This window comes from Dyadobacter pollutisoli (assembly GCF_026625565.1).
In the GTDB taxonomy this organism is placed as follows: Bacteria; Bacteroidota; Bacteroidia; order Cytophagales; family Spirosomataceae; genus Dyadobacter; species Dyadobacter pollutisoli.
Window position 1 is genome coordinate 3,872,862 of the sequence record NZ_CP112998.1, and the last position, 24,549, is coordinate 3,897,410.

16 protein-coding genes are annotated in these 24,549 nt (G+C 48.2%); 8 read left to right on the forward strand and 8 right to left on the reverse strand.

The window, feature by feature from the left end; all coding sequences use genetic code 11:
- The first annotated feature begins 18 nt into the window (after positions 1 to 18).
- From ON006_RS15850 to ON006_RS15885, 8 genes are all read left to right on the forward strand, one after another.
- Positions 19 to 1,386: a ligand-binding sensor domain-containing protein gene (locus ON006_RS15850; protein ID WP_267609879.1), complete on the forward strand. Its 1,368-nt coding sequence runs from the start codon at positions 19 to 21 to the stop codon at positions 1,384 to 1,386.
- 4 nt (positions 1,387 to 1,390) lie between these two features.
- Positions 1,391 to 4,213, forward strand: a complete 2,823-nt coding sequence (locus ON006_RS15855) for a hybrid sensor histidine kinase/response regulator transcription factor (RefSeq protein ID WP_267609880.1) — start codon at positions 1,391 to 1,393, stop codon at positions 4,211 to 4,213.
- 206 nt (positions 4,214 to 4,419) lie between these two features.
- A complete protein-coding gene (locus tag ON006_RS15860) occupies positions 4,420 to 4,587 on the forward strand; it encodes a hypothetical protein (RefSeq protein ID WP_244822946.1) in 168 nt (55 codons plus the stop codon).
- 57 nt (positions 4,588 to 4,644) lie between these two features.
- The gene (locus ON006_RS15865) at positions 4,645 to 5,661 is read left to right on the forward strand and encodes a hypothetical protein (protein WP_244822945.1); all 1,017 of its coding nucleotides are present in this window, start codon (positions 4,645 to 4,647) and stop codon (positions 5,659 to 5,661) included.
- A 163-nt stretch (positions 5,662 to 5,824) separates the two neighbouring features.
- The gene (locus ON006_RS15870) at positions 5,825 to 6,439 is read left to right on the forward strand and encodes a LysE family transporter (RefSeq protein ID WP_244822944.1); all 615 of its coding nucleotides are present in this window, start codon (positions 5,825 to 5,827) and stop codon (positions 6,437 to 6,439) included.
- A 12-nt stretch (positions 6,440 to 6,451) separates the two neighbouring features.
- Complete coding sequence (locus ON006_RS15875; protein WP_244822943.1) at positions 6,452 to 6,925, forward strand: YHS domain-containing (seleno)protein; 474 nt, start codon at positions 6,452 to 6,454, stop codon at positions 6,923 to 6,925.
- A gap of 29 nt (positions 6,926 to 6,954) precedes the next feature.
- Positions 6,955 to 7,365 carry a DoxX family protein gene (locus tag ON006_RS15880; protein WP_244822942.1) on the forward strand — a complete coding sequence of 137 codons (411 nt, stop codon included), beginning with the start codon at positions 6,955 to 6,957 and terminating at the stop codon, positions 7,363 to 7,365.
- Positions 7,366 to 7,389: 24 nt separating this feature from the next.
- Positions 7,390 to 8,127: an outer membrane protein gene (locus tag ON006_RS15885; RefSeq protein WP_244822941.1), complete on the forward strand. Its 738-nt coding sequence runs from the start codon at positions 7,390 to 7,392 to the stop codon at positions 8,125 to 8,127.
- 22 nt (positions 8,128 to 8,149) lie between these two features.
- Here the strand turns inward: ON006_RS15885 and ON006_RS15890 are convergent, their stop codons facing one another.
- The 8 genes from ON006_RS15890 to ON006_RS15925 all read right to left on the reverse strand — a co-directional run bounded on the left by ON006_RS15890 (position 8,150) and on the right by ON006_RS15925 (position 24,536).
- Entirely contained in the window at positions 8,150 to 10,312 is a 2,163-nt protein-coding gene (locus tag ON006_RS15890; protein ID WP_244822940.1) for an FN3 associated domain-containing protein, read from the reverse strand.
- 38 nt (positions 10,313 to 10,350) lie between these two features.
- Positions 10,351 to 11,811 (reverse strand): DUF1501 domain-containing protein, encoded by a 1,461-nt coding sequence (locus ON006_RS15895; RefSeq protein WP_244822939.1) that lies wholly within the window; start codon positions 11,809 to 11,811, stop codon positions 10,351 to 10,353.
- Positions 11,812 to 11,967: 156 nt separating this feature from the next.
- Positions 11,968 to 14,289 (reverse strand): PSD1 and planctomycete cytochrome C domain-containing protein, encoded by a 2,322-nt coding sequence (locus tag ON006_RS15900; RefSeq protein WP_244822938.1) that lies wholly within the window; start codon positions 14,287 to 14,289, stop codon positions 11,968 to 11,970.
- Between the two features lie 293 nt (positions 14,290 to 14,582).
- Positions 14,583 to 15,989: a sugar porter family MFS transporter gene (locus ON006_RS15905; RefSeq protein WP_244822937.1), complete on the reverse strand. Its 1,407-nt coding sequence runs from the start codon at positions 15,987 to 15,989 to the stop codon at positions 14,583 to 14,585.
- A gap of 42 nt (positions 15,990 to 16,031) precedes the next feature.
- Positions 16,032 to 17,300, reverse strand: coding sequence for an ROK family protein (locus tag ON006_RS15910; RefSeq protein WP_244822936.1), 1,269 nt, complete (start codon positions 17,298 to 17,300; stop codon positions 16,032 to 16,034).
- Between the two features lie 301 nt (positions 17,301 to 17,601).
- Positions 17,602 to 18,918 carry a vanadium-dependent haloperoxidase gene (locus tag ON006_RS15915; protein ID WP_244822935.1) on the reverse strand — a complete coding sequence of 439 codons (1,317 nt, stop codon included), beginning with the start codon at positions 18,916 to 18,918 and terminating at the stop codon, positions 17,602 to 17,604.
- 32 nt (positions 18,919 to 18,950) lie between these two features.
- On the reverse strand, positions 18,951 to 22,544 hold the full coding sequence (locus ON006_RS15920) for a VCBS repeat-containing protein (protein WP_244822934.1): 3,594 nt from the start codon (positions 22,542 to 22,544) through the stop codon (positions 18,951 to 18,953).
- Positions 22,545 to 22,685: 141 nt separating this feature from the next.
- Complete coding sequence (locus ON006_RS15925) at positions 22,686 to 24,536, reverse strand: RagB/SusD family nutrient uptake outer membrane protein (protein ID WP_244822933.1); 1,851 nt, start codon at positions 24,534 to 24,536, stop codon at positions 22,686 to 22,688.
- Positions 24,537 to 24,549: the final 13 nt, after the last annotated feature.

Below are 24,549 nucleotides of genomic sequence, written 5' to 3' on the forward strand. Positions count from 1 at the left end.
AAATAAACTAGCTTACCGATGAATTCAACGACGATCTTTATGATCTGGCGCGCTATCCGACTTTCACTTGCATTGACCCTGTTTCTACTGGGCAGGATATCGCTTTTTGCACAAAATCCGATACTGGAAACAGTGAGCACGCCCCCAGGGATCGATGCGCACCAAATAGCGGATATTCGCCAGGACGCGCAGGGTTACCTGTGGCTTGCTACCGGTTCAGGGTTGCTGCGCTACGATGGCTACACCTGGACCACCTACCAACATGACCCCAAAAATGCTAATTCGCTGGCTGGCGACAATGTAAAAACCGTGTGCCCCACACGTGACGGTCTGGTGTGGATTGGCGGATGGAGCTCAGGGCTGGATTGCCTTGATCCTGAAACCGGAAAAATCACACATCACCAGCTGGTCAAACGCAAGGAATATAAATACGAGGAGAACGCGATCAGCATACTGTTCGAAGATCATCTGGGCAATCTTTGGGTCGGTACTATTGCCGGGCTGTACCGCAGGGATAATGTCACAGGCCAGTTTATTTTGTATCCATCGATCGTAAAGGATCCCCGGACGCTGAGCCACCAACATATCAGCTGTATTTACGAGGATCGGCAAGGCACGCTCTGGATTGGAACGGGTAATCAGGACAATGTTAAAGTATGGGAAGGCGGCTTGAACAAGTTGGACCGAAAGACCTCCACCTTCACGCGCTACCTCCACAACCCGGCGGATACGAATAGTTTAGCAGAAAACCGGGTGCTGGCCTTGTTCGAAGACAGCCGCGGAACTTTCTGGATCGGGACGAGTGGTGACGGATTGCATAGCCTCGATCGCAGGACTGGCAAAATTACCCGATATCCGTTTCACGATGCGCACCCGGAGCGATTGAGCCGTCCTTTTTCCAAAGAGAAAAACCTTCGGAGATTCATTACAAATGGAATTCAGTTTATCAGGGAAGATCCGGCAGGTGGCATCTGGATCGGCACAATCGATGCTGGCGCGAACCGGTACGATCCCGCTTCTGGCAAGGTGACCCGCTACGAGTCGCCGGCCGATGGAATGCCCGATTTTAACCTCTTATCAGCCTGTCGCACCCGCGACGGTACGCTCTGGGTAGGGACGATACCGGGCCATCTTGTCAAGATCATTACCCCTGCCAATGTCATTAAGAGAGTGAAAATGCAACTGGGCGTGCATTACTTTGAGGAAGATTCCGCAGGTACGCTTTGGATAGCAACGGTAAGCGGCTTGGTAGCAGAGCGCCCTTTAACAAAAAAAAGCCAGTCAATGGCTGGAAAAGGCAGGGAAAGAAACGGGGCTTCTGAGCGATCACGTAACCCGGCTGAACACGGATCACGAAGGAAATCGTTGGATTTCAACCTGGAATAATGGATTGTACCGTTATGAGCGGTCCAGTCAGCGATTTACCCGATACCGGCACGATTCTCTCGACCCGTCGAGCATCAGTATGGGAGAAGCTACCGGATTTTATCAGGACCGGGCGGGGACGCGCTGGGTATCGACGAGTGGCGGGCTTGACCGGATGGACAGTCAACCGGGAAAATTCAAACATTACCGGCACCTGGATTCGGACACTACCACCATTAGCAGCAGCAGCATCCTCGCTGTTTTGGAAGACCATACCGGCCGATACTGGGTAGGGACCAATGGTGGCGGGCTCAACCTGATGGATCGCGCGACAGGGAAGTTCAAGCATTTTCTTCCATGGAGCATTGTCACGCAAATCGTGGAAGATGCTTCCGGCACATTGTGGGTGGCTTCCAGCGCCGGACTGCACCGGTACGACCGGAAAAGAGGGACATTTATGCCTTTTACAGACCCGGGAACGGGCAAACCGCTTCCATTCCCAAAGGCCCTGATCGAGGACAACCGGGGCAATCTCTGGACAGCGGTGTCCAATGGCATTGCGGTAATAAGTCCCGATAGAAAGTCCCTGCGCTTGTTTGGCGCCAATTATGGTATCCCGCCGGGGGAAGATTTCTTTTTTGGCGGAAGTTACAAAAGGCGCGACGGCAGCATCTATTTTGGGAGTATGGAAAGGTACTTTCATTTCCAGCCGGATGAATTGTTGAGAGATCGGCCTATCACACCATTACTCAACCTTTCCGCTTTCCGCATTCATAATCAGTTAGTCCGGCCCGGTTCCGACGGGCCGCTGCACGCAACATTGTCACAAGCGAAGTCGATAGCGCTGGCTTACAATCAGAATGACTTTTCCATTGATTTTGCGGCGATAGACTTCCGGCATCCGGAACTTCATTTGTATACTTACAAACTCGAAAACTACGATTTGGACTGGTCGCCGGTTAGCCCGGCCCGTACCGCCAATTATTTCAATGTGCCTCCCGGAAAATACCACTTTCGTGCCCGGGCAGCCGGTAACGACGGAGTTTGGGTTGAAAAATCAATTTTCATAACGGTCTCACCACCCTGGTGGCGCACCGGCTGGGCTTACGGCTTGTATGTATTCATCCTTTTGGGAAGCTTCTTCGGCGGCTGGCGAATGTTGCTACGCCGCGAACGGCGTAAAAATGAATCGAAGATCCAGGAATTGAAGGCTTTGCAGGCACTGGAATTGGACCAGCTTAAATCCGATTTTTTCACCAATGTCACGCACGAATTCCGCACACCTTTAACGCTTATCCTTAGTCCGCTGGAACATTGGCTCAGCACGATGTCTGCAAATGATCCGTACGCCCAACCATTCCGAAGCATGCAGCGAAACGGTCGGCGGCTGTTGCATTTAGTCAATCAATTGCTTGACCTTTCGAAACTGGAGGCCGGGAAAATGCGGATCGAAGCCCAACCGGGCGATCTGATCCATACTGTTCGCCGGATAGCCCATTCTTTTGCCTCCCTCGCTGATAGCCGCGGAATCTCATTTCATGTGGCCGCGCCGGAAGGTAACCTCTGGCTTAGTTTCGACGCTGACAAACTGGAAAAAATCCTGAATAACCTGCTTTCCAATGCCTTCAAATTTACAGCCGACAATGGTCGTATTTCCCTGTCACTGCAAGTACTATCTGATGCGCAGGTGTCGCACCAATCTGAAAAACCATATGTATTAGTTCAATTAAAAGTCACAGATAGTGGCCCGGGGATTCCGGCCAGCGAGCTTGAAAGGATTTTTGACCGTTTTCACCAAATCGACAATTCGCTTGCCCGTGAACATGAAGGTTCGGGTATTGGTCTTGCCCTTACCCGCGAGCTGGTGGAGTTACAGAAGGGTACCATTATTGCGTCCAGTACATTAGGTCAGGGAAGTCAGTTTGTGGTTTCATTGCCACTTGAACTGCTTCATTCGGCTCAATTGGGACATTTGAATACATTGTCAACCCAGGTATCAATCCTTCCCGAACAGAGAAATGAAGCTTCGGTTTTTGGAAAAATACCAGATATTGAGCTGAGTTCAGATCCGGAAACTCCGCTGGTACTGGTCGTCGAAGACAATGCTGATCTACGTCACTTCATTCGCGAGTCGCTTTCCGAGCATTCGCTCTACCGGATTTTGGAAGCGACCAATGGCGTTGACGGCTATAAACTTGCCTGCGAACACATTCCTGACCTGGTTATTTCCGACATTATGATGCCTAAGATGGACGGGATGGAACTATGCCAGCGCCTGAAAACAGATCAAAACACGAGTCATGTTCCTGTGATCCTGCTGACTGCCAAAACTTCCGTCGAAAACAAATTGCAGGGCCTGGAAACCGGGGCCGACGATTACCTGACCAAGCCATTCGAAGTCCGGGAGCTGTTGATCCGCGTCGCTAACCTCATTGAAGGACGTCGCCAGCTCAAAGAAAGGTTCACACGTGAGGTCGTACTTCAACCAAGCAATATTGTTATTTCTTCCATCGACGAGCAATTTCTGAACCGTGCGCTGGCTGTTATTGAGCAGTATATGGCCGATGAGAATTTTAGTGTGGAAACATTCGGTAAGGAAGTAGGTATGAGCAGAATGCAGCTCTACCGCAAGTTGCTCGCATTAACCGGCCAATCCCCCAGCGATTTTATCAGGACGATCCGCCTGCAACGTGCCGCGCAATTACTGTCTGCAAACAGCGGAACAGTAGCGCAGATCGCCGACAGCGTTGGTTTCGCGTCCCATTCCTATTTTTCCAAATGCTTCCAGGAACAATATGGCAGAACCCCTTCTGCATTCGTAGCCGACCTGCCGCGCACCATCCATTGACTCCCATTTACTGACTAGTAACATTACAGGTTACGATTTTTACAGGTTTTGTTACCACTGTGACAGGGTTTGCCATGCCCGTATATGCATTACATATACACGTTACGAGGCTTTTACATTGAGGGCGCTTTCTGCTAACTCCCGTCCGGCCAGGCTGGCTACTTTTGGTTATAAGATTTACATCAGCTCAACCAAAAGAAAAGGCCATGAAAACATACATGCTCTCCTTCCTTGCCGCGAAACCGTTCCTGCTCATACTGACCTGCATTTACTGGATCACTGCCCTCCTAATTTGCTGGTTCTCTTTCGACAGTATGCTGCAATACTTCACGCACGTACTGGCTATCGCCGACATTAAATTCGAAGGTCCCTGACTAATCATACTACCATTAAGGAACAAGCAATATCCGTACAACCTCAAATTTGAAAACATGGAAAGTGTATTAGAAAACAGGGACTCCAAAAGCATTCCCTATCGCCGGAGCCGATACTTTTTTGTATCCATGGCGATCCTGTTCCCCATTCTGGTCGCGCTCGGCTTCACCCCGGACTATCAGGAAATACTAGGTGGGAAATTTAAAGTTCATTGGTTCCTGCACGTGCACGGCGCCATCATGACGGTATGGCTGGGGATTTTTCTGGCGCAAACCTTACTGGTGGCGAGAGGCAATGTCAAACGTCACCGGCAACTCGGACAAACCGGCTTTGTGTTTGGTATCCTCGTCATACTCTCGCTGATCACCCTCATTGTTCGGGCGCTCATTGTCAACAATCCGCCTATGCCCGATTTCCAGTTTGACATCCTGTTCATACAGTTGCAGGGGCTGGTACTGTTTGCGTTTTTCTTTACCTGGGGGATGCTGGCCCGAAAGCATGCGGCGGCACACAAGCGCCTGCTTCTACTCGCCAGTCTGATCATTATGCAGGCAGCCATCGACCGTATCCGCTTTCTGCCAGCCATACACGAAGCGCTATTTGTCCGGTTTCTTTATCTGGATTTGCTGTTGATCCCATTGTTCGTTTACGACTGGCGTACATTAAAACGCATACACTTCATGACCTGGTTTGGGGCCTTGCTGATCTGTACTTTGCAAGTAGGTATCGTGTGGGGATGGGGTTCACCGGCCTGGCACAAGTTCTGGTTCAATGCGATTTCACCATTTGTAGAAAAGGTGATCGAAGTGCGGATTACCGAGGCGCAGAGTGATCAGCTAATTGGTAATTACGGTGATGCAAAGTGGCACTTCACCATCAGCCGCGATGCCGGAAAACTCTACATGCAGCTGCCCGGCGAACCCAAATGGGAGCTTGGTGCCTCATCGGATACCAAATTATTCGTCAGGGTAACGAACTGGAAACTCAATTTTGTCAAAAATCCTGACGGACAAGTAACGAAGGTGATCAATGATCAGGTCAATGTGGTATGGGAAGCAGCACGGATGCGTTAGTAACTTGTTAGAAAGTCCCATTATGAAGGACATTTCACGAAATATCGGAATACTCTTTTGCCAGAAGATGACAAAAAGATACATACCAATCTCATAATCAAATATTTATGGTAAAATGCAGTTTAGGAATGGCTTTTTAATACCTTTCTGAAAAACTGCAAACATGACTTCACTTCCTCTCAATTTCTTCACCGGCCTGATCGTCAGCTTTTTAGGGACATTACCATTGGGTGTGCTCAACATCACGATCATGGACGTGTCTGTAAAAAAAGGAATGAATTCCGCACTCAGATTTGCATTGGCCTGCGCACTGGTTGAATTCGTATACAGTTACATTTCGGTCCAGCTTACCAAATCCATCGCCGAATTCCCCGCCCTCCGACCGGTGACCGAACTTATTGCGACCATTACCTTGCTTGGAATGGGCATCTACTACATTCGAAAACAAAATAGCCTCACAGCGAGTAAGCAAAAAACGGTATCCTCGTTCTATCTCGGAACAGTACTCAGCATTCTGAATGTGGTTGCATTTCCATTCTGGATCCTTTACACCACGCTTTTACTGGGGAAAGGCCTCGTAGGCCTTTCCCAGCATTCTCTCATTATCATTTATGTGACCGGGATTTCAGTCGGTACCATTGCCGGATTACTTCCATTTGCTTATGCCAGCCGGTTCCTCACCAGGATTGTGGCTGTACACCAGCATCGAATGGACCGCGCGATCGGACTGCTCTTTATTTTTCTTTGCGCCTGCCAGTTTATTTCGCTTATCGTTTAAAATTCTATATCAATGCAAAAGCTCGTTATCATTCTCTTTATGACAATTATGGCATCTCCGATTTTCGCACAGGACGCCATTAAAAAACAATGGAATATCCCAAGGTCCGGACTTGCTATCGAAGGATATGATCCGGTCGCTTACTTTACGGCCGGAAAGGCCATTGAAGGGAAAAAAGAATTTGCTGCCTCCGATGGCAGCGCGACGTACTACTTCTCTTCGGCTCAAAATCGCGATAAATTCAAAGCGGATCCCGCCAAGTACCAACCTCAGTACGGCGGCTGGTGCGCCTACGCTATGGGTGCAAGCGGTGAAAAAGTAGAAGTAGATCCCGAAACTTTCAAAGTGATCGGCGGCAAACTCTATCTGTTTTACAATAAATATTTCAACAATACCCTGAAAACCTGGAACAAGGACGAGCCCGGACTCAAAAAGAAGGCCGACGCAAACTGGATCCGTTTATCCACGGCTGCCAATCAACATTAAACAACTTTCAAACATTAAATGTCATATCAATGAAACCTAACAAAATCGTATTCTGGGTGCTTCGTATAGTACCGGCGGTTATCCTGTTGCAGACGCTATTCTTCAAGTTTACGGCTGCGGAAGAGTCTGTTTATATATTCTCAAAATTGGGGATAGAGCCGTGGGGACGCATTGGTTCCGGTATCGCGGAACTCATCGCCGCGATACTCATATTGATCCCTGCCGTTACCGGAATCGGCGCATTTATGGCGCTGGGAGTCATTTCGGGTGCATTAATCTCCCATTTCACTGTGCTCGGGATAGAAGTACAGGGTGATGGCGGGCAGCTGTTTATCTATGCGGTGCTTGTATTTATCAGCTCGGCCTTGTTAGTGTTTTTTGAAAAAGACAAGCTGCTCTATCTCTTGAAAGGTTCAGTCAAAAATCCGCTGAAAAACTGATCACAATTTCACTTCATCAACAACATGAAAGCCAGCATTATTTCTCTTTTCGTCTTCGCTATCGCCTCAGCAGCTGTTCACGCACAGCATACCGCACCGGCAAATGTCAACCAATTCGTTGATCTGGCGGGGACGGTCGGCAACTCCCAGGGTTCGGGAGCCTTATCCTATGTTTACAGTTGGCAAATTGGGAAAAAACGAAAAATCGAAGCCGGGCTGGGGCTGAGACTGACGAGTGTTGCTGGGACAAAGCTAACCTATATCACGGCCGGGCCGGCAAGGCTTACACGCTCATTTACAACGCCATTTGTAATTTTCTTCGCCGGACAAAAAACAGAAAACTGGGATACACTCACAGTTCAGCGACCTTTTGTCAATGCATTAAATGTAACCATTAACCTGGGCTATAATTTTACACCCAGGTTCGGCGCCGGGTTCAACATTGACCTGATCGGGGCCACATTTGGCAAAAAATCGTCCTCTGTTTTCAAAAGCAATGGTGAAACCAGCACCGATCCGGCCTCAAAACCCACCACTTTTAACCTGCTTCTTACCGGCGACCACGACCGGGGATCATTGAATTCAGAGTTTTTTCTCAAATACAAAATCAATGACAAGTGGGCCGTCAGGGCGATATATCAGTTTCTGTTTACCGAATATAAAACCAGCAACGTAAAGCAAACAGCCTCCGACGGCACGGTCATCGACCGCTTCAGGAACAAAGCCAACAATTTTGGTGCTGGCTTGTCCTATCAGTTCTGACTTTGAGATTCAATTTATGACGTTAATTCACGATCAATTCATCGATAAACAGCCATCCTTTCCCGCCCTTGCCTCCGTGCCAGTCCGGAATTTTGGCTAGTGGTTTAGCGATCACTTTGATACAGCTTAGCTGCTGCGGTTCGAACCCCGCCTCGTAAACAAGATTTACTGCGCCAGGTAAATCCTTTGTTGGTACCTCGGGAGTGATCACTTTCAATAATTTGAGCGATTTCTCATTGGCTCCACCCCATACTTCGATGCGGGTAGGCGGGAAAATGTAGCTTCCGATGTTCCTGAGCATGCTAATGGTTACATTACCTGCCTTTACAGGTTTTTTGAAGTACAGGTAGCTTTGAAAATCGTTCTGGTTGAAACCCAGCCAGGTACCACTCACCCGCTCGGTGTCACCTACTTTTCCATCGATAAGCGAGGCCGCTCCTTTCCCTTTATAGCCAGGGTCTACCGGTGTAAGCAACTGCGCGCTATCAATGGGGTAACCTGCTTTAAAAAAGACCTTTTCCACCTGCTTGCTGCCGTACCAGCCAGCCCGGAACGCCCTGGCTTTCAACGTACTGTTTTTGGTAATCGCAATCGGCTTATCGTATACCAGCGACTTGGTGCTGTCTGGCTCGGTACCATCCAGCGTGTACCGGATAACAGTACCGGCGATCTGATGTTTCAGCGATACAGTTTCATCTTTGGAAATGAGTTGCTTTTCTGTGACAATGATCGGTGCATTGAGTGCGAGGATCAGCGTATCGCTACGGAAACCAGTTTCAAACCTGATTTTTTGTCCTTTCTTCAATCCCGCCAGTTCTTCCGTACTCAGGCCGGTATTCCAGACATATACGCTTTTCAATGATGGAATGGCTTCCAGCAATTTAATGTGCGCCATTTTAACCCCGGTACCGCTCAGTGAAAGTTCTCTGAGATGTTCGAGTTTTTTCAGTTCGCCTAATGTCCCTCCGGTGATGTCCGTAAAATTCAGGATCAGCTTACGCAGTTCGGGGAATCCAGCCAGTGTTTTGAGATCCTGATCTTTCACAGGCATTTTACTCAAATCCATTGAAACGATCTGCCCCTTCAATGGCATTAACCCCTCGATATCTTCACTTTTGAAATTGGCACGGTTGTAAAAATTCACAAACAATGCCGGAGATTCAGCCGACAATGGCTTAATCAACCGGTAAGTCGTATTCAGCTTTTGGACCTCGTCGGCATCAGCCGCACTGAAATCGTACTGCTCTTCTGTCCGGCCACCGCCCAATACATTTTGCGCATAGGCATACACCGGATTTTGCGGTGACAGCGAGCTCACCATCTGGTCGAAACGTGATCCGCTTTTTACCCAGGCGGCCAGTAACACGATCTCATCGTCGGTCAGCTGTACTTTCCCGCGCGGGGGCATATGTTTTTTGTCGTCTATCGGTAAGTGCAGTCGCCCGATCAGCAAACCAAGGTCTGCCTTGGTAGTATCCCACAGCGCACCACCTTTTCCTCCCTTGGTCAGTAAGGCCTGGGTTTGCATTTGCAAATTCCCTTTCGATTTTTCTTCATTGTGACAGGAAAGGCATTTTTGTTCCAATACCGGCTTGACAAGGTTTTCATAAACCTTCGCTTCTTCAAAGGCTACCTTTGGGGCTTCGTCGACCGACGGCCCCAGTGGCGATATCAGGAAGTCTTCGCCGTGCGTAAGGTTCCCGCCCAAATGTCCGCCAACAAAAAGCAGCACCAGAAACGAGGCAGCCACAATTTTCGACGATAACTTCCAGGGTTCCAGATATTTTCTTGAACTATACCAAATGATACTCGTCAGCGAAATAGCGATCCCCAACCATTTATGCCACAACAATGTGTCGGATTCGTAGCCGTCTTCTTTGGACAAAACAAACCCTGAAAATGCCGCTACTGCTGCGGTAAGCGTACCTATAATAAGCAGGCTATCTCCCAGCCCGGCATTCCAGCGAGTGGAATCCGGTTTTTCGATGATGACTACCCATAGGCTGTAAAGTATCAGCACCACCAGCGGGAAGTGTAAAACCAGCGGGTGCATTCTTCCCACCGCCTGCATCCAGAAAGGTACGGTAAAGCGATCTTCAAAAAGCAAAAGAAAAATGAGTAACCCATTGAGGAAGAAGGCCAGGTTGTAAACAAGCCCTTTCCAGTCTGACAAATATCTGCGCACTGTATTCGAGGTTAGTATATGATTTTATCTGCCACGGATTATGCGATAATCCCTTTTACCAATTTACCGGCTACATCCGTGAGGCGATAACGGCGTCCCTGGTGTTTGAAAACGAGTTTTTCATGATCCAGGCCCAACTGGTTGAGTATCGTCGCATGAAAGTCATGGACGTGCACAGGGTCTTTCACAATGTTGTATCCAAACTCGTCGGTTTCACCGTAAACGATCCCTGGTTTCACGCCACCGCCTGCCATCCACACCGTAAATGCTCTCGGGTGGTGGTCACGGCCATAATTATCTTTGGTCAATGTTCCCTGGCAATAGTTTGTGCGACCGAACTCTCCGCCCCAAATCACCAATGTTTCGTCCAGCAATCCGCGTTGTTTAAGATCGGTGATCAGCGCAGCAGAAGCCTGGTCAACGTCCATACATTGTCCTTTGATTTCTGTTGGTAACCCGCCGTGGCTATCCCAACCCTGGTGATACAGCTGCACAAATCGTACTCCCTGCTCGGAAAGTTTCCGGGCCAAAAGGCAGTTCGCTGCATAAGTACCGGGTACGAGACATTCAGGACCGTACATTTTCACGATCGACTCCGGCTCCTTGGTCATGTCGGTAATTTCCGGTACAGCCGTCTGCATCCGGAACGCCATTTCGTATTGCTGCACTTTCGCAGTTATTTCCGGGTCACTAAACTCGTCATATGTTCCCTGGTTTAGCTCAGCGAGGTTATCGAGCATTTTGCGGCGCTGCGTCCGGTCCATGCCATCGGGATCATTGAGATACAAAACCGGGTTTTCACCACTACTAAACTGAACGCCCTGATGTACAGAATCCAGAAAACCATTGGTCCAAAGCTTCGAATACACCCCTTGTCCATTACCCTTGCCGCGCGACAGCAGCACGCAGAAACCGGGAAGGTTCTGGTTTTCACTTCCGAGGCCATAGCTTAGCCACGAGCCAAAGCTCGGCCGGTTGCCTACCTGCGCGCCAGTCTGAAAGAATGTCAGGGCCGGATCGTGGTTAATAGCCTCGGTATTAAGAGTTTTGATAATGCAAAGATCATCGGCAATGCTGGCCATATGTGGCAACAGCTCGCTCATCCAGGCACCACTTTTACCATGCTGCTTGAAATTAAATACCGATCCTGCCAATGGGAATTTTGCCTGATTGGCCGTCATACCCGTCAACCGCTGGGTACCACGGATCGATTCCGGCAGGTCTTGCCCGTGCATTTTGTTCAGCATCGGTTTGTAGTCAAACAAATCCAGCTGCGATGGTGCGCCGTTTTGGAACAAATAGATCACCCGTTTGGCTTTTGGCGCAAAGTGTGGGAGACCGGCCATCAGCTCGTCTACGCCAGCATCTCCGCCACCGCCTTTGAAAAGGTCAGGGATCAGCAGCGACCCCAGGGCCGCGCTTCCAAGCCCCAGACTCAGTTTGGACAAAAAATGCCTGCGTGTGGTATTGATCCCAAAATCAAATATTGGCTTTTCCATACTTATTAGCTTTCGGCTGTCAGCAATCGGCTTTCGGCCTTATTTTATTTAAATAGAACTCTGATTTTTAACACATTAAAAACATCTCAAAACTAGCAAGGCTCAAAAACCGACGGCCGAAAGCTGAAAGCCGATGGCCGAAAGCCGACAGCCATCTCAGCTCTTCGTAATCGTCTCTTCCATATTGTACAGCGTATTAATCACCCGCATTAAAGCCGCGGCCTGTACTTCATTCACTTTCGCTTCGTGCGGATATTCCCCCACATTCAACACCTTGAATGCCTGCTTTTTATCCTTCGCAAACATGGAAGCCTCACTGTTATAATAATTCGTCAGCAGTTTCATTTCCTTATCCGTCGGAACCCGGCACACGATCCGCTGGAATGAGGTTTTGATATTGTTTTCCACGTCGGTGGATTTCACTATGAGCCTCTCTGCCAGTACCCTCGACGCTTCCAGTACCGTTGGGTCATTCAGCATCACAAGTGCCTGCAATGGCGTGTTCGTTTTGGAACGCTTGATCTCGCAATGGTCACGGTTGCTGGCATCGAAAATGATCATCGAAGGCGGTGGTACCGTCAGCTTGATAAACGTGTACATTCCTCTCCGGTACAATGCTTCGCCCCTGTCCTGCTGATACGTTCTCAGTGTCCCGCGGCCCGAGGTCGCAGCCTCCCAAAGCCCTTTCGGCTGGTAAGGTTTTACGCTTGGCCCTCCTATTTTCGGGTTTAGCAATCCGCTTGTGGAGAGCACCATATCCCGCACCAGCTCAGCAGGCAAGCGGTAACGCGGGCCGTGTGACAGATAAATATTGTCCGGGTCTGCGCTCATTTTTTCCTTCGTGATCTTGGCCGACTGGCGATATGTAGCCGAAGTCACAATCTGTTTCACCAGTCTTTTAATGTCCCAGCCGTGGTTCATAAAATCAACCGCAAGCCAGTCCAGCAATGCCGGGTTTGTTGGCAAGTCTCCCTGCATTCCAAAGTCGCCCGTACTTTTTACAATACCCCGACCGAAGAACTCCTGCCAGATCTGGTTTACAAAAACCCTTGCTGTCAACGGGTTACTCTTGCTGGTCGTCCATTTGGCAAGGCCTAGTCTGGTTTGCGGAAGTTTAATGGTATCAAATTTCATCACCGCTGGCAGTGCGGCCGCAGTCACTACGCGACCAGGTGCATCATACACCCCGCGATTAAGAATGTGAGTGGGCCGGAGGGTGTCCAGGTCCCCTAGTACGGAAACCATCAGCTTGCTCGTATCAGGCCGGTTGATAAACGACAGCAATGTCTTTACCTCCTCATCCGAAATCGTCATGATGGGCATTTTTGCCGGTTTGGTCCGGGAAATGTCCCCTTCAAAACCCAGTTCTTTCGAGTTGTTGAAAAACGCGAACATCCGGTAATAATCTTCCTGCGAAATCGGGTCGTACTTGTGGTCATGGCACTGCGCACATTCCACAGTCAGCCCCAGCACGCCGGTACTGAAAGTCTTGGTTTTATCAATATTATATTCAATCCTGTATTCCTCGGGGATCACACCACCTTCTTCTGTGTATTTATGGTTACGGAAAAATGCAGTCGCCAGGATCTGTTCCTTGTTCGCATTCGGCAACATATCTCCCGCTACCTGCCACGACAGAAACTGGTCATAGGACATATTTTTGTTAAATGCATTGATCAACCAGTCACGCCACGGCCATTGCGTACGTACTTCATCGTCCTGGTAACCGTAAGAATCCGCGTATCGCGCCACATCCAGCCAGTAAACCGCCATTTTCTCACCATAAGATTTTTGGTTAATCAGCTCTTCGACAACCTTTTCGTATGCTTTTTCGCCACCGTCAGCTTCAAATTTCTTTTGCATTTCGACGGTTGGTGGCAGGCCGGTGAGGTCGAGTGCTACCCTTTTCAGCAAGTGGCTTTTATCCGCTTCTTCGTTGGGGGTAAGCCCAACGCTTTCCATTTTTTTCAATACAAAATGGTCAATTTCATTCTTAGGCCAATCCTCGTCGGACACCTCGGGAACCGCAGGCAATACCGGCGTGGTGAATGCCCAGTGCTTTTCATATTTAGCACCTTGCTCAATCCATTTTTTGACCAAGCCGATCTCATTTTCATTCAATAGCCCCAAATGTGACTCAGGTGTAGGCATTTGGTACGACGGGTCCACGGAAGTGATTCTTTTGTAAACTTCCGACTGCTCAGGCTTTCCAGGGAAAATCGCGAAACCTTTACCGTCCTTTAATTTAGCATAGGCGCTCTCTGCGACGTCCAACCGTAACCCCGCTTCCCTTTTCTTCGCATCGGGTCCATGACAAGCATAGCATTTGTCGGACAGAATGGGCCGGATGTCAAAATTATAACTCACCGCATCATTGCCCGATTTGGATTGCAATACGCCGTTTTTCTTAAAACACGAAACCGCAAAAAAGGCAACAGTACCCGCTATTACTGCTAGAAATAAGAACTTTTTTTTCATTTGAAAATCACTAAACCTACGTAAAAACCCATTGGAGTCATGTTAATATGCTACCAGTGACGACAGACGATTTTAATTAATCACATGCCGATCACCTCAACCTTGCAACGCACGACATACAATACTCAATATCAATACATTACCTTTCAAAAATACCAACACATCACTTTCAAACACATTTGCACACTCCAATCCAAATATGGCATTTAAAGGAATTATACAAAGCTATTATAAACCAGTACAGCAAATTAATTATCGGTTGGCACTTTTCGATACTATGTTTGCACAAGTCGTCAAACTTGTACTTCACTTTTAATACCACCGGAACTCAGCAGCTGCTCAATCTCTTCCAGCCGTTTTCCTTTCGTTTCAAACAACTTCATTTTGGCATACACAAAAGAGCAGACGCAAAAGAAGGAGAAGACAAAAAACGTGTTCGCAATACCTAGCCCGTCCCGCATGATCGGGAACAACAGGTTTACGATCCAGTCGGAAACCCACATGGTCATAATACAGATCGACAATGCCGTTCCTCTGATATGCATCGGGAAAACTTCGGTGGCGATGACAAACTTCAACGGCCCGAGCGAGAATGCAAAAAACAACAGGAACAGTATGATACAGAACAACATACCCCATCCATTGACATTATACATAAAACAAATCCCTGTCAACGCCAGCGCAACAGCCGCCCAAAACGAGCCGATGAGATACAGCGACCTGCGGCCCCAGGTATCCACTTTCCAAATGGCGATGAGGGTAAAAAGCATGCTCGCTGTACCCAGCATAACCTGGTAAAGCAATGCGTCGCTGGTAACGATCCCGGCGGATTTCAAAATCGTGGGACCGTAAAAAATCACCCCGTTAATACCGCTGAACTGCGATAATGCAGTCAATACCATGGTCATGACCAATAATCCACGCAACGGAAACTTCATGAGCTCCTTTACGCCACCGGACTTTTGATCCGCCACCTCTCTGATCGCTTCCAGCTCGGAACGCCCGCCTTCTTCACCACTTATCTTGACCAAAATATCCAACGCTTCTTCATTTCGGCCATTCTTCGCCAACCAACGCGGACTTTCCGGGACGATCACGAGCAACAAACAAAAAAGCGACGCGGGAATGATGCTCATAAAGAACATTCCCCGCCAAACTTCTTCGGCAAACATCCAGTGTATCAGCCCGGTACCTGTTCCTGCATGTGCTACGGCATATCGCTGTAAAAACAAATTGCTGATATAGGCGGCCAGCACTCCGATGGTGATCGCAAGCTGGTAAAAGGTTACCAAACCTCCCCGCTTCGCAGCAGGCGCAATTTCGGAAATATAGAGCGGGGACACATTGGAAGCCACGCCCACGCCTACACCGGCGAGTATGCGAAATATGATCAGGACCGTATATGTTCCTGATAATGAAAACCCGATCGCGCTGGCCAGGAACAATGAGGCTGCAACAAACAAGACTTTTTTTCTTCCGATTTTATCGCTCAGATAACCCGAAAATGCGACGCCGATAATGCAACCCACCAATGCAAAAGAGACAAACAAACCCTCCTCGGCAGCCGACAAGCCGTACTGAGCTCTCACCGGCTCGATGATACCGCTCACTACCGCCATATCAAACCCGAATAGGAAGCCTCCCAATGCCGCGATGAGCGTGATCAGGGAGATAAAATGTTTCACTGGTTTCGTTTGCAAGGTATCGTTTGTTTAAACTTCATTATTTCGCCACATACCCTCCTACATTACACTGTATTTCGCTTTTCGGGCCAAGCCCAGATGCACCAACTCTCCTTCCCAGTTACTCAATGCTGCGCCGGCACCATACACAATGCACAAATCGGCAGACGGGTCCGGGCTTAGCATTGCTATCTTTTGTTCGTCAAAAAACTGTGATTGATTTCCCTCCGTCAGCATTTCATTTGCTTCCGCGCCGGATTTGACGCAGGCATTGATGTCGTACCAAACAACCCGTCGCCCTTTTTCGCTCAATGCAACGTGCAGCTTATGCCGGATGGCCTCCCAGGATGTTATTCCATTACCGTCGATGATCGCCGTTTTTTGGCCGTTCAACTTTTCAACCAGGTCGTTGACATTGTATTCCACAATATTGTCATCGCTGGCTACGCCTTTGGCACTGCTGTTTTCCTCTCTTGCTATATAAGCAGCGCCGGTTAAAATGCATTCTTCCGTATCGTCGCAAAAAATAATATTTACCCTATCACTCAAATGCACTTTTAAGGATTTGAAAAACAATGCATTAGCTTTTGAAATATTCCCGCCGATTACCAATTCGTCACACTGAAATTTTTCCAGCCAGGGTTTCAGAAAAGAACCGAGGTTAGCCCCAAATTCCTTGAAAATATTCCGTGATATATCTGAATCCATTTTCGCAAGCTCCTGTACATCAGCGATATCTCTTCCCGTGGCCCGCTTGTATGCGTTATGAAACCATCGGGTAGCAAAGTAATCATCGGCAATTGACGCCAGAAAAGGTTCATTATAGAATGCACCTATCTCCGGCAATGCAGGATGATGTGTGGTCAGTCGGCCATCTTCCATGAATGCAGACCCAAACCCTGTTCCTAATGTGAGAAAAACGGTACGTTTACTGCTCAGTTCCGCCCGGGTATAAGCGCCCACAGCAAAGCAATGTGCGTCATTTGAAAACCGGAACAGCGTGTCACCCAGACCGGTAGCATCTTTCAATGCCTGCTTAATGTGAATACCAAAGGTTTTTTCAAACTTCCCACCCACATTGCGAATGGTACTGACGCCCTTGTCGTAATCGAATGGACCGGGAAATGCGATCCCTATTTCCGCGACCGAAGCCCCGTCGTTCAGTATCCCGCGGATGCAATTGCTAATCGAGTCAACAATATGAAGTGCGGTATCAAAGCTGTTGATACTTTTTCTCACCGAATGCAGCGGTTGCTTACCCGGAGCCGACAAGTCAATGACGCTTGCCGTGACGTGACTTCCGCCGATATCCACCCCCAGACTCATCATGCCAGTGTTAGAAAATTGCTTAAAACGCTTACTTTGTATTGTATGTTCAAATATACAAACATATAATTAACGTACAAAAAATTGCATTAATACGATATTGAAAATAATCAACTAAATATTTATAAATATCTTATTATCAATGCATTACTACAATATCTGAAATAAAAACTCCGATTCAAGATCGAAAACTTTCTATATTTAGAAGTCAGCCTATCCTTAAAACGAACTATGTATGTACACAATGTACATACATAGTTTCGAAATTACTTGACAATGCCTGACTATATATGACAATGCCTCCCTACCACAGCCGTCCAATAATCTGGTTCCCCACTTTATTCCCCTGCTTCGCTCCCTCCTCCACACCCTTTCGGTAATGAATGCCTCCGTACAAGCGACTGATAGACGCTTCGGCGGCGGCTTCCTGAAACGAATTGAAATGTCGCTGCATACCAATGTACCGAAGGTCGCTCGTATCCTGGAAAGCGAAACTCCCTCCGTATAAGTGCGCTAGCACCGTGGATGCGGACGCTGTGATGCCGCTATGTCCGCTAGGATATTCCGGGAATGGTGGCGTTTGCAGGAATGGCACAAAGTCCCTGCTGATGATTTCGTTGATGATCGTTACCGGCCTGATGACACTGCTGCGGTACTTCTCATCCCAGCAAGCGATGAACGCGTCGTACAATGCTATGGCCGTAAACGCGTAGCCCTGGGCAGTTTTCACCGGATCGGCTTTGGTCTGCCTGGCTGCGATGGCTGCAATTCCCATCCAGTGACCGCCTGGCGTGATCTTCTTCTTACCCACCATGAGGTGGCCCGAATGCTCCACGACCATCGGATTGTCGTCCCAGAATTTTGCAATATTGATCTGTTCTTCGCTCAAATTTTTACCTACTGTAAAAACCTCGTACGCCTCTTTATAGAAGGCACTATTGGTATCCTTACTAAACACTGGCGGACGCGGCGGCATAAATTGCGAGGCAGAATCGAGCGCCATGGGCAGCATATCATTCCAGCACCATTCCACGCCATCGAGGTAATCGGGCGGCGTTGGTCTCCATTTACCAGGTTCTGAGCTACCGAGGTATTTGGGCTTTCCGCGTGATTTGATGTAGCCGTCTACTTTGGCCCGGGCGAGTATCGTTTTTCCGATTGTATCCCCAAAAGCCACAGACCGCTGATAGGTTGAATCGTCCAGATTTTCTTTAAAATTATTGTAAACCGATTCTTCATAGGCACTTAGCGAATCAACGGAAAACACCTTCACCAATCTCACAACCGTAAAAAATGCTTTGGTGGCGGCTAGTGTGTAGTTGTAAGCCTTGCCTTTGGCTGGCTGAGGCATTTTACTAAATCCATTGAGCTTCTCTGCAATCGACGGGTTTCCTTCTTTTGAGAAACGTACGGCTTCGTAGGATGCGAGCGAGGAATATGCATAAATGCGGCTCGCGACCGGCGGCGAAAACACATCGTAAATGATGACTTGCGTCAGCATGTCCTGGTTTTGGTGCAATATCTCAGGATCATCGAGATTGACGGGTGCTTTTCGTTTACAACCTACGAACAAACTCAAAAAAATGACCGACGCGCAGATCACCTTCACTGATATCTTCATACTTTTTATGGCGGGTTAGTGGGCAACAGGTATTAAAAATCGATCTTTCTGGCTTTGCCGACGCCATCGGTAACGGATACCGACTTCACACTCTTTCCAATGCTGAGAAACCTGGCTGATTGTGAAAGAAACGAGGAGCCGTAATTTACCTCTGCCTTCTGCTTTCTGCCATCGGCGAATGTAATTTCAGCACTCGCATCACCCGGTTTCAGAGGTACGCCGGCCAGGTCTCTTTTCAGTTCGAACACTTTCAATGGCCCGCGGTTTTGTCCCGCGGCGGCCAGATATTTGCCATCTTTTCCTCTCAATTTCACCAGCGCCTTTCCATTGCCCGGAATAAAAATACCGCTTTCAAGGATCGATTTTGCTGCAAAATTTCCCTTACCATCGCCTTTCAGCATCAAGCCGTTCAATGCATCGTAGCGGCCAATGCTAACATCGGTTCCGTAATCATTGGTGTTCATTATGAGGTCGAGGTTACCGTCGCCGTCGAAGTCGTCGGCCAGCATGCCATTCAATGCAGATAGTTGTGCGGCAAACGGCAATGGTACCAATGTAAATTTCCCGCCGCCATCATTCCGGCAATAGCTGGAACTGAGGTTACTGGCTTTTAATACCAATGCGCCTTCCATCTGTTCAGGTGTGAAAAGCTGGCCCATGGTGGCATTTGCGTAAGATTTATAGTTTTGAAATTTGGCCCGCATTCCTATCATTTGCTTCACCGCATCGTCGCGCATATGTGCCGGATATTCCTTTTGAGTAGGATCTTCCTGGCTGGTGCGAATGTACAAGGCTGGGAAAGCGTCGTAACTGCCATTGTTGTCAAAATCCTTGGCATAAACTGAAACAGGATATTGCTCCGTCGCCTGAAAAAACGAATTCCGCCCAAGATTTCCGGCTATATAGTCTGTGTCTCCGTCATTATCAAAGTCGCCGGTAACCAGGCTATTCCACCAACCTTGGTGGCCTGAAATACCAGTCGCAGCCGTCACATTTTTGAACGTACCTTTGTCATTTTTGAAAAAAGTAAGCGGCATCCATTCTCCGGCCAGCACCAGATCGGGCCAGCCGTCGTTGTCAAAATCACTAAAAGTCACGTCGCAAACCAACCCTATATTACCCAATCCACCTGCAACCTTCGCGGTAACATCGGTGAACCGGGCCTTGCCATTTTTTGAATCGTTCCTGTAAATAAAACTGGAAACGGGTTTAGGGTAATTCCATGGATCGACCCTGCCACCGACGAACAAATCGAGGTCGCCGTCTTTGTCATAATCCGCAGCCCGAACGCACGATTTACTGGTCAAATTGGAAGGGAACACCAGGCTATCGAGTGTAAAATTGCCTTTACCATCATTGACATAAAACTGATCACGGTAAGCAGGCGAGCCAGATTTGGCACTGTATCCGCCGCGCGCAATGTACATGTCCGGATCATTGTCCCGGTCGGCGTCAAACAACAATATCCCCATATCCTGGTAATGCATGTTGGGGTCCGCGCCGGGTGGCACGAGCGTCTTTTGCGCGAAAGAACCATTCGCCTGCTGCATCAGTACGGCGGTACCAGAGGAAGAGCTCCCTCCGACAATCATATCATCCAGCCCGTCGGCATTCAGGTCCCCGGCTGCGAGTGACGGGCCGTATTCTGAAAGCTTGTGAGGTAATAATTTCTGGATCGTAAAATCGATGTGATCCATTTGTGCGTGTTCCAATCGAATGCCGAGCGAACTCGTAATCTCACGAAACAAGGTATTTTGCGCCAAAGCAGGACCACTCCAATCATACTTCCCATTGGAAGCCGTTTTATTGACCTTAACTATCTGATCTGCTTTCACATTCAGCATTTTTTGCTTGCTACCGTCTGGCCATTTCACAATCAGCGAATCAATCACTGAAACCGTTCCAAGACCAAAATAAGGGTTCAGCTGCACGGACGACAGATACCCACGGTATGGCGTCTGCTCGTAAGCCTGGTGGCCGCCCGCATAATACAGATCCACCCAGGCGCCCATTCCGTTCCGGTTCAATGCGTCGCCAGCCAGTTCCACTGTCAGGTAATGTTTGTCAGCCGGTTTGGCATCCATCATAGTATTTTCATAAAGCGAAGCCGGGTCGTTGATGTTGTTCACGACCATATCCAGGTCGCCGTCATTGTCCAGGTCCGCGTAGGCCGCACCGTTCGAGAAGGAGATATCGGTGAGGCCCCAGTCTCCTGAAACATCATTGAATGCACAGTTTCCGGCATTTTTAAATGCATAATTATGCAGCTTCACTTCTGGTATTTGCTTCAAGGTTTCGGATTGTGGCGTCACCGGTGCAGCTTCGAGGCGATATGCCATGAAATCGTGGTCGGTAACATCTTTTGGAAAACCATTGGTAACCACCATGTCCCTCAGCCCGTCATTGTCGAAGTCCGCCACGAGTGGTGTCCAGCTCCAATCCGTTGCAGTAATACCAGAAATGTAACCCGCATCACTGAAAATCGGGTCGCCAATAGAATCATTCGCGTTCACTCGCGGCCCTTGGTTGATCTGGATCGTGTTTCTTACATATTGGTATTGATATTTGTAAAAATCATTGAGCTGAAATGACTGATAACTGCCTGGCATCATCATCATTTTCTTACGATAATTATCCTCCGGGTTCATGTCCAGCTCCACCACGTCCGACAGCCCGTCATTATTGATATCGATCACATCCTGCCCCATTCCATTGGCGGAGGTGTGTTTGAAATACGATGCGGCCTTATCAATAAAAGTCCCGTCGTGGTTATTGATATATAAAAGGTCGTTGGAAATAAAATCATTGCTCACAAAAATATCCTTCCAGCCGTCGCGGTTAACGTCCGTGATATTCACACTATGCCCGTAACCTTCTATCGTCACTCCGGCTTGGCTGGTCACATTTGTAAATACGGGGTGTTTTAATGCAGGGTTAGGGTCATTACGGTAAAGTCTGCCGGTACTAGGGAACGAGCCGTCCGTAATTTTAGATTTGAATGTGGAAGGATCCACCTTGGGAAGCATTTGATTGACAACCAGATACACATCCAGATCGCCATCATTGTCATAGTCAAAAAAGCTGGCCATGGTGGTGTGAGATGAGTCGTCGAGGCCATAATCCGCGGCCGACTCCTTGAAAGTAACAGCCCCGCTTTCAGTCTTACCCTGATTGATATACAAAAGGTTCTTTCTTTTCTCCGGGTCCCCGTGTACGGACGCGCACACGTACATATCCATCCACCCGTCGTTGTTAATGTCGATCACCGCTACCCCTCTGCACCATTTGCCGTTGCCACCTACACCGGCGCTGGCCGTAATGTCTTCAAACTGCATTTCTCCTCTATTCAGGTACAGTTTGTTGGAAACCATATTTCCTGTAAAATAGATATCCTGCAACCCGTCATTATTGAAATCTCCGACGCCCACGCCGCCTCCATTGTAGACATTGATCAGGTTAATGGGGTTGATCGAATCGTTCTCAATGATGGTATTACTAAAATCAATGCCTGAGTCGTCCGGGGCTACCAGTTGAAAAAGCTTATCATTCTTTTTACAAGAACCGCAGACCATCATGGCTCCGGCCAACGTGGCAACGGTTAAAAGAAATGCAAAAATGGGTTTCATATCAAAGTAAAATGATTTCAAAGGCATTTCGGGAGGAGGAAGTGATATTGAAAAAAACCAATGGCGGAGCATTGCCCGCCACTGGCCGAAAATACATCTACTAATTTATCTAACCTAACCTAATAAAAAACTATGATACTGTTAATAACCCGGATTCTGTTTCAGGGCACCATTGCTTTTTCTGATCTCAGTATTCGGGATCGGGAACAGGTAATAATGATCACCTTTCCATGGTTTCCTCACCTCAGCTTCGGGAATTACGCCATAAGTATACGTCAGCTTACCTAACTGGTCCCCTGGTTTCGCAGCAGACCAATCCATGGTCACTTTCGTAAGTCCGCGCACTGCAATATCGACATTGCCCGGAGCAGCTTTCCAGCGCATCAGGTCAAAGAAGCGTGAATCTTCCAAATGTAGCTCAATGGCTCTTTCGTTACGGTAATCTCTAACCAAAGCTACACCCGTGCTTTTGATGTCAGGCATATTTACCGAAGATCTTTTTCTGACCTTGTTAATGTACTCCCGTGCCACAGCCTCATTGCCTAGCGCCATTTGGATTTCAGCATAGTTCAGGTAAAACTCTGTCAATCTCATGAACACAACCACCTGGTTATAGTCATTGTCAAAGCTCGCGCGAGGTCCGGCGAAGTCATCGGTCTTTTTAAACGTATAACCAGTTTGCACTCTCCAGTGGAATGGTGTAAGTCCTTTTACCCAGTAGGTTTTAGAATCGCGACCGAAATCGAAAAGGTTCTGACCATTTTTAGGATCCACTTTATTGGGGTTAATATAAGGAGGTGCATTGTCCGCGTTCGGGTTTGCATCTTCCCAGTATTCGTAAAGCCGCTGGGTACTTTTTGAACCATCGATAATGTTCAGCGGCCCTGCTCCCGGATAGATCACAGAATCATAAAACCTTGGGTCTCTGTTTTTTTCCGGTTTCTGAGGATCATATCCCGATGCTGCATTCACGGTTACGCCATCCGGCATATAAGGATATTCGCCGTTGGTCAACTGGAACATGTTCACAAAATTCTGCGTAGGAACAAGTCGCTGCTGCGCATCGAATCCACTTGGCCAGAAATCGTAGTTATAACCCCAGCCTGGTATCCTTGTTGCCGGAGTAAACGACTTACCAAAGATCGTTTCGTCGGTTTTCAAAGGCTTTTTGAAAAGTGCAGCATACTCAGGGTGCAATGTAAATCCAAGATCGAATACCGCTTTGGTCGCAGTTTCAGCAGCTTTCCATTTAGCCTGATCATTGTTAGGATTGTTCAGCGGGCTCGCCAGGTAAAGAAGTACTCTGGCTTTGAATGCTAATGCGGCCGCTTTGCTGATTTTACCAGTATTGACCGGCACACCATTCAAAAACCCGATGGCATTATCAACTTCACTTAACACAAACTGCGCGCACTCATCAAAAGTATTTCTGGGTACATCAAAACTCTCAGCGTTTAGCTGGAAGCTATTTTTGATGATAGGAACTCCTCCATATGTACGCATCAGCTCAAAATACATCCACGCACGCAGAAAATGCACTTCACCCTTCATCGGGTCCAGCTTGTCGGCAGCTATGGTTGAGCTCTCTATATTTTCGAAGAACACATTGGCCTTCCTGATAAAACCATATTCAAAATCCCAAAGCGGGCCACTCGGGGTCGCTGCCAGATCCGACACGTTGTCGGCTGTCAGGTTTCCTTCCAGGTAATTGCGGATACCGGCCGACCGCTCGTGGGTCTCTGGCTGGTTCACTGCAATGTCCGTGAGGGCATCATACCCCCCGGTTCCTGGTGCCCAGGGCGGTTTTATACCGTTATAAACGTTATAAACGTAGTTCTGCAAGAAAACAGGATCATTAAATACCGCGTCATCGGATATGGCATCCAGCGGCTTTTTATCCAAAACATTACACGAGGTAGCAGTAGCGAGCATGCCAATGAATGACAGCGAAAGCGCCCTTTTTACCAATCTATTTTTGATTAAATATTTCATAGGTTTTCTCTGA